Raw genomic sequence first — 6,803 nt, 5'->3', positions numbered from 1 at the left:
GCGGGCGGGGCAGGCGCGGCCCGGGGCGGGCGGGGCAGGCGCGGCCCGGGGCGGGCGGGGCAGGCGCGGCCCGGGGCGGGCGGGGCAGGCGCGGCCCGGGGCGGGCGGGGCAGGCGCGGCGCGGCGCGGGGCGGGGCGGGGTGGGGGGTTAGTGGGTGCGGCGGTGGGCGGCTATGGCTCGGTGGGCTTCGTTCCACCACAGGAGCAGCGTGGTGAACGAGGCGCCGGCCAGCCCCCACGCTGCGCCCTTCGGGCCCCACAGGTAGGCGCCGCCGATGCCGCAGGTGATCAGGATGACCGATGAGATCAGGCGGACGCGCAGGCCGCGCGTGGCCGCGGTCAGGGCTCGCATGATCGCGAAGGCGCCCGCGTTCGAGGCGCCGAGCGCCTGCAGCAGGATGACCGGGATCAGGACGCTGTGAGCCTGTGTCCACACGCCCGGACCGAGCAGTTCACGGCCGACAACTGCCGGTAGCAGAAGGAAGACAGCGCCCCACGCCAGCGCGCCGGCTCCGACGCCGAACGAGATGGCCAGGCCGACGAGCCACAGCCGGCGGTACGAGTGCCGCAGCGCCCGTGCTGCTTCGGGTACGGAGATCATCCGGATGCCCTGGTTCAGCACGTTGACCGGGCCGAGCAGTACCTGCGCGCCGCGGATGCCCGCGGTTGCCACCAGGCCTGCGGCCGCGGTGATGCCGAGCATGTAGACCTGGATCGTGCCCGAGACCGCGAGCATCTCGCCGACGTACTTCGGGCTCAGGTCCCAGTTCCGCTGCACCCACTCACGAATCAGCTGTCTGCGCGGCGATACGCCGGCCTGGAAGCGGCCGGCGATCGCGGCAATGACCGCACCGAGCCCCCAGCCGAACGTGAGACTGAAGGCCGACGTCGTACCGGTCAGGTAGAGGCCGCCGAAGATCGCGAGCATCGCCAGCAGCCAGATCAGGTCGTTGACGAACGCCTTGTTGCCCTCGCCCACGACGAAGAATGCCCAGCGCCAGGCATCCTGCAGCAGGAGGCCCGGCATCGTCACCGCGAAGGCGATCAGCACTCCCTTGGACGGGACGCCCGGGAACGCCGCGATCGCGAGACCGACCACCATCGCCAGAAGGCCTGTCAGCAAGGCGGTTGCCGTGCTCGCCCGGACCGCCCGCTGCCATTCAGGCGTTCGATCGCCGGAGTGGCGGACGGCGAGAGGTTCGGTGGAGACCGCCCGGGACACGTTCAGCGCGATCGTGTAGCCGCCGAAAGCGAGCGCATAGATGCCGAAGTCGGCCACCGTGCTCGAGCGGGCGACGACGACCCCGACGGCCAGGTTGCTGAGACTCGACAGCCCCTGGTCGGCCAAACCCCAACTGGCGCGACCGGCCGGTCCGGCCAGCCGACGCAACTTCGGCCGCCGGAACTTCACCGGCTCACTCTAGAGCGGACGCGGCGGATGACGGAGAACGCCTACGAGGAAACGCGGGATGCCCAGCACGTAGCGCTTCCACAGCCGCCGCGGCTCCTTGTACAGCCGGTAGCTCCACTCCAGCCCGGCGCGCTGCATCCACAGTGGCGCGCGGTCCAACCGGCCGGTGTGGAAGTCGAACGCCGCTCCGACGCCGATCAGGATCGCGGCGTTCAGCCGGTCGCGGTGGTCGGCCATCCAGCGCTCCTGCTTCGGCGCGCCGAGCCCGACCCAGATGATGTCCGGCCGCGCCTCGTTCATCCGGGCGACCACGGCGGCGTCCTCGGCCTCGGTCAGGGGCCGGTACGGCGGGCACTCGGTGCCGACGACCTTCAAGGCCGGGTGACGCTGTTGGAACACGTCCCGCAGCTCCTCGGCCACACCCTCGGCGCCGCCGTAGAAGTACTGCGTCCAGCCGCGCCGGGCTGCCTCCGCCATCACCCGCTCGAGCAGATCCGGCCCGGCGACCCGGTCCATCTGCTCGAAGCCGGCCTTGTGGCCCGCCCAGACCAGCGGCATACCGTCCGGGACCGTCAGCCCGGCGGTGTTGTAGACCTCGGTGAGCCGCTCATCGGCGCGCGCGTGCAGCAGCGCATTCATGTCCGTCACGCAGACCAGCTCGCGGTCCTGCTGGTCGATCCAGCGGGCGAACGTCGCGACGGTGTGGTCCGGATTGGTGATGCTGACATGGATGCCGAGGACATCGACCCGGTCGGCCTGGTCATACCTGGTCGACGTCGCTGCAGCCTGCAATTCGGTCATCCGTCAGTCCTCCGGGGTCTGCGCGGCGAGATCCGCGTCGACCATGATCTGAACCAGCTCCGGCACGTGCACCTGGGCCTTCCAGCCCAGCTCGGTCATGGCTTTGGACGCGTCCCCGATCAGCGAGTCGACCTCGGTCGGACGGACGTACCGCGCGTCGTAGTCGACATACTGCTCCCAGTCCAGCCCCACATGGTCGAAGGCGCGCGCGACGAAATCCTTGACCGAATACGACGTACCGGTCGCGATCACGTAGTCGGCCGGGGTGTCGTGCTGCAGCATCCGCCACATGCCCTCGACGTACTCCGGGGCGTAGCCCCAGTCGCGGCAGGCGTCGAGATTGCCCAGGTAGAGGCGATCCTGCCGGCCCAGCTTGATCGCGGCGACCGCACGGCTGATCTTCCGGGTCACGAACGTCTCGCCCCGGCGCGGCGACTCGTGGTTGAACAGGATCCCGTTCACCGCGAACATGTCGTACGCCTCGCGGTAGTTCCGGGTCATCCAGTAGCCGTAGAGCTTGGCAGCGCCGTACGGCGAGCGCGGGTAGAACGGGGTGTCCTCGTTCTGCGGCGGGGGCGTCGCGCCGAACATCTCCGATGAGGACGCCTGGTAGAACCGGCAGTCCAGCCCGATCATCCGGATCGCCTCGAGCAACCGCGTCGTACCCATCCCGGTGGTGTCACCGGTGTACTCCGGCTCGTCGAAGCTCACCCGCACATGCGATTGCGCGGCCAGGTGGTACACCTCGGACGGCTGGATCGATGCCAGCAGCGTGACGAGCCGCGAGCCGTCGGTCAGATCGCCGTAGTGCAGGAACAGCCGCTTGTCCTCCGCGTGCGGATCCTCGTACAGGTGGTCGATCCGCTTCGTGTTGAACGTCGACGCCCGCCGGATCAGGCCGTGCACCTCGTAGCCCTTGGCAAGCAACAGCTCCGCCAGGTACGAGCCGTCCTGGCCGGTGATCCCGGTAACCAGCGCCTTTTTCATGAGTGGTTCTCCACGTACCAGCGGTAGGTGGCGGCCACACCGTCTTCGAGGTCGATGGACGGCTTCCAGCCCAGCGCCAGCAGCTTGCTCACGTCGAGCAGCTTGCGCGGGGTGCCGTCCGGCTTGGACAGATCGTTGCTCAAGGCACCCGTGTACCCGACGACGCGGGCGACCAGCTCGGCCAGCTCGCGGATCGACACGTCCGCGCCGACGCCGACGTTGATCGGCTCCGGCGCGTCGTACTGCTCGAGCAGGTGCAGGCACGCGTCGGCCAGGTCGTCGACGTGCAGGAACTCGCGTCGCGGTGTACCGCTCCCCCACAACACGACCTCGTCGGCGCCGGCCACCTTGGCCTCGTGGAAGCGGCGGATCAGCGCCGGCAGCACATGCGACGTGGCCGGATCGAAGTTGTCGTTCGGTCCGTAGAGATTGGTCGGCATCGCCGAGATCCAGCGCAGACCGTACTGCCGGCGGACCGCCTGGACCTGCATGATGCCGGCGATCTTCGCGATCGCGTACGCGTCGTTGGTCGGCTCGAGCTCGCCGGTCAGCAGGCTCGACTCGCGGATCGGCTGCTCGGCGTACTTCGGGTAGATGCACGACGACCCGAGGAACAACAGCCGCGGCGTGCGTACGTCGAGGGCCGCGTCCATCAGGTTCACCTGGATCCGCAGGTTGTCGCTGAGGAACTCGGTCGGGTGGTCGCGGTTCGCGAGGATCCCACCGACCCGGGCAGCCGCGTCGACGACCACCGCGGGCTTGTGCTCGGCGAGGAACGCGAACGTGGCCTCGCGGTCGCGCAGGTCGAGCTCCGCCGACGACGCGCCGATCAGCCGCGTAAATCCGGCAGCTTCCAGCCGCCGCCAGATCGCGGAACCGACGAGTCCGCGATGGCCTGCGACATACACGGGTGCCTGAAGGTCCATGTCAATACGCTCCCGCGCCGTAGGCCACCGCGCGCACGGTCTTCCAGAGGATCAGCAGATCCAGGGTCATCGACCAGTTGTCGACGTACCGCAGGTCGAGGCGGACCGACTCATCCCAGGACAGGTCGCTGCGGCCGCTGACCTGCCACAGGCCGGTCATGCCGGGCTTCACGAGCATCCGCCGCGAGTCGTCGGCGGCGTACAGCGCGACCTCCTCGGCCAGCGGCGGCCGCGGACCGACCAGCGACATGTCGCCGCGCAACACGTTGAACAGCTGCGGCAGCTCGTCGAGCGAGAACCGCCGGATCCACCGGCCGAGCGGCGTCATCCGCGGGTCGTCGCGCATCTTGAAGATCACGCCGTTGCCGTCGCTCAACGCGTACAGATCACCGAGCCGCTGCTCGGCGTCGGAGTACATGCTCCGGAACTTCAGCATGGTGAACTCGACGCCCCCGCGGCCGATCCGCTGCTGCCGGAAGAGCACCGGCCCCGGGCTGGAGACCTTGACCGCAAGCGCCAGGCCGATCAGCAACGGAGACAGCACAGCCATGAAGCCGAGGGCAACGGTTCGGTCGAAGACGGCCTTCATCAGGTGCGGGCCGCCGCTGACGGACGGCCGCTCCAGGTGCAGCAAGGACAGACCGGCGACCGGGCGGACCGAGATCCGCGGACCGGCGACCTCGATGATGCCCGGTGACACGATCAGCTCGATACCGCGCTGCTCCAGCGCCCACGACAAGCGACGCAACGACTGGCCGACCAACTCCGGATCGGTCGAGATGGCAACCACATCGACCGCGTGCCGGTCAGCGGCGGCCAGGATGTCCGGCTCGTCGAGCTCGTCGGGCTGCAGCGGACCGTTGTTGTGCCGGTCACCGCGCGGCCGGCAGGTCGCGACGACGCGGAACCCGTCGGTCGGACGCTTCTCCAGGTGCTCACACAGCGTCGCGGCCGGGCCACTTCGCCCGACCACGAGAACCCTGTGCATGCAGCGACCTCGGACGCGGTGGCGATGCAGGTCCTTCCGCAACGCGTACCGCAGCAGCAACGCGGAGATCACCATCACCGGGATCGCCAGCACCACGAAGCCCCGGGCGATCTCGGTCTTCGTCACGTACGACGTCATCGCGACGGCGGCCGTGAGGCCGACACCGGACCGCATCAGCGACCGGAACTCGTCCGGGCCGGCGCCGAAGTACCGAGGGTCGTAGCCCTTCGACAGCGCGACGACAGCGACCCAGGCCGGCGGCAGCAGACTGCTCACGACGAGATAGCTGGGACCGACGTGGTATCCGAACCTGGTCAGCAGGGCGATCGAGACACCGAGCATCGCGGCCAGCAGGTCACCACCGACAGCGGCCCAGCGGTACACACCGACCCAGCGGGGCTCGGTCGAGCGCGACGGCAGCGGAACGATCGCCGGGACCTCATGCGGCACGACCCAGAGCGGTCCGTGCCCGTCCATCCGGCCGGGCGCTTCGGCTCCGCTCACACCAGTCCTTCGGTCTCACGTTGCGGCCGCTCGGACACGCTCCGTGCCCAGGGCTTCCCGCAGCTGTCCGTCCCCAGAATTCACCCGCGCGTCGGCGGCGAGTCACCGAAGATTACTACGCACCGCGGGCCTCGGCGACCAATAGGCCGCCTTCCTTGTGGAGAACTTGCATTGTGAGCCGCGAACCAGGTGCTTCATCACGAAATGATCAAGAAAACAAGGCAGTCCGGCCGGCGTCGCGATGACGTCGGCCGGACAAAAACTTGACGACTGGTCAGACGGTGTTCAGACAGCGGCGCGACTCGGCGTGTCGTACTCCGCGACCACCTCGGCCGGGATGTGCTCGAGGTCGCTGACCCGCAGGTAGTCGCCCATCGTCGTGCCGGTGCACTCGGAGTCGATGTTCGGCGCCATCCGGCCCTCGACCGTGTCACCGAGGTGCACGGTGCGCAGGTCGATGCTGAACCGGGTCCGGCCCGACGTGTTCGGCACACTGGAGTGCAGCTGCGCACCGGAGAACAGGATGATCCCGCCCGGCTTGCAGATCGGGCGGATCTGCGGCACCAGCTCGACCTCTTCCTCCGGCACCGGCTGGACCCGGGTGTCGGTGCCGATCTGGGTCGCCGCGATCTTCCGGCTGGTCGCGTTCCATTCCGCGTAGTTGTAGACCCGTGAGCTGTTCTTCACCGGGGTCTGCCAGTACCGCGGGTGGAACGCCAGCCCGTTGTCGTCGCTGATCGCGAAGATCGGCAGCCACCAGTTCAGCTGTGTGTACGGCGCGGAGTACCAGGTGTCGCGGTGCGGGTGGAACGCGAACGCGATCCCGGTGGTCAGGTAGTCGTCCGACGTCGAGCTGCGCATCCGCGGCACGTCGAAGTACACCTGCTCGGGGTCGCACCCGAAGTCGACCAGCATCTCCTGGATCAGCCGCTTCGACTCCGGGTGGTGGATGAACCGCGGCTTGAGCTCGGCGAGCAGCGCCGCGTAGTCCTCGACGGACATGTCGAACTGGGCCGTCTCCGGGTCCAGCGGGTGGAAGGCCTGCCGGGCCATCTCGCCGGCGAACTCGGTCAGCGCCAGCGTCGACGGACGCGGTGAGTAGACGAACAGGTCGCCGTCGTACAGCTTCTGTCTACGCTCGTCGTCACTGAACTCGGCGTCGACGTAAATGGAATGCATGGGACCC

Annotated in this window: 6 protein-coding genes; all 6 read right to left on the bottom strand. The window is 68.8% G+C overall.

The window, feature by feature from the left end; all coding sequences use genetic code 11:
- Nucleotides 1–148: 148 nt before the first annotated feature.
- The 6 genes from EV653_RS03805 to EV653_RS03780 all read right to left on the bottom strand — a co-directional run bounded on the left by EV653_RS03805 (nt 149) and on the right by EV653_RS03780 (nt 6,796).
- Nucleotides 149–1,411 carry a hypothetical protein gene (locus EV653_RS03805; RefSeq protein WP_238159542.1) on the bottom strand — a complete coding sequence of 421 codons (1,263 nt, stop codon included), beginning with the start codon at nt 1,409–1,411 and terminating at the stop codon, nt 149–151.
- A 9-nt stretch (nt 1,412–1,420) separates the two neighbouring features.
- Nucleotides 1,421–2,212 carry a WecB/TagA/CpsF family glycosyltransferase gene (locus EV653_RS03800; RefSeq protein WP_134097983.1) on the bottom strand — a complete coding sequence of 264 codons (792 nt, stop codon included), beginning with the start codon at nt 2,210–2,212 and terminating at the stop codon, nt 1,421–1,423.
- Nucleotides 2,213–2,215: 3 nt separating this feature from the next.
- Nucleotides 2,216–3,199, bottom strand: coding sequence for a GDP-mannose 4,6-dehydratase (gmd, locus tag EV653_RS03795; RefSeq protein WP_134097980.1), 984 nt, complete (start codon nt 3,197–3,199; stop codon nt 2,216–2,218).
- The gene (locus EV653_RS03790) at nt 3,196–4,125 is read right to left on the bottom strand and encodes a GDP-L-fucose synthase family protein (protein WP_134097978.1); all 930 of its coding nucleotides are present in this window, start codon (nt 4,123–4,125) and stop codon (nt 3,196–3,198) included. Before EV653_RS03790 ends, gmd begins: the two co-directional genes overlap by 4 nt.
- Before the next feature lies 1 nt (nt 4,126).
- Nucleotides 4,127–5,617: a sugar transferase gene (locus EV653_RS03785; protein WP_238159541.1), complete on the bottom strand. Its 1,491-nt coding sequence runs from the start codon at nt 5,615–5,617 to the stop codon at nt 4,127–4,129.
- Nucleotides 5,618–5,902: 285 nt separating this feature from the next.
- Nucleotides 5,903–6,796, bottom strand: coding sequence for a hypothetical protein (locus EV653_RS03780; RefSeq protein WP_134097976.1), 894 nt, complete (start codon nt 6,794–6,796; stop codon nt 5,903–5,905).
- Between the last annotated feature and the right edge of the window lie 7 nt (nt 6,797–6,803).

It is taken from the genome of Kribbella pratensis (genome assembly GCF_004365355.1).
Taxonomy (GTDB): domain Bacteria; phylum Actinomycetota; class Actinomycetes; order Propionibacteriales; family Kribbellaceae; genus Kribbella.
The sequence above is the reverse complement of the archived record's forward strand: the minus strand, read 5'-3'. Positions and strand labels throughout refer to the sequence as shown.

Excerpts from the sequence above, each read along its gene's own strand:
- EV653_RS03790 (WP_134097978.1), bottom strand. The coding sequence starts at position 4,125 with ATGGACCTTCAGGCACCCGTGTATGTCGCAGGCCATCGCGGACTCGTC.
- EV653_RS03780 (WP_134097976.1), bottom strand. The coding sequence starts at position 6,796 with ATGCATTCCATTTACGTCGACGCCGAGTTCAGTGACGACGAGCGTAGA.
- gmd (WP_134097980.1), bottom strand. The coding sequence starts at position 3,199 with ATGAAAAAGGCGCTGGTTACCGGGATCACCGGCCAGGACGGCTCGTAC.
- EV653_RS03800 (WP_134097983.1), bottom strand. The coding sequence starts at position 2,212 with ATGACCGAATTGCAGGCTGCAGCGACGTCGACCAGGTATGACCAGGCC.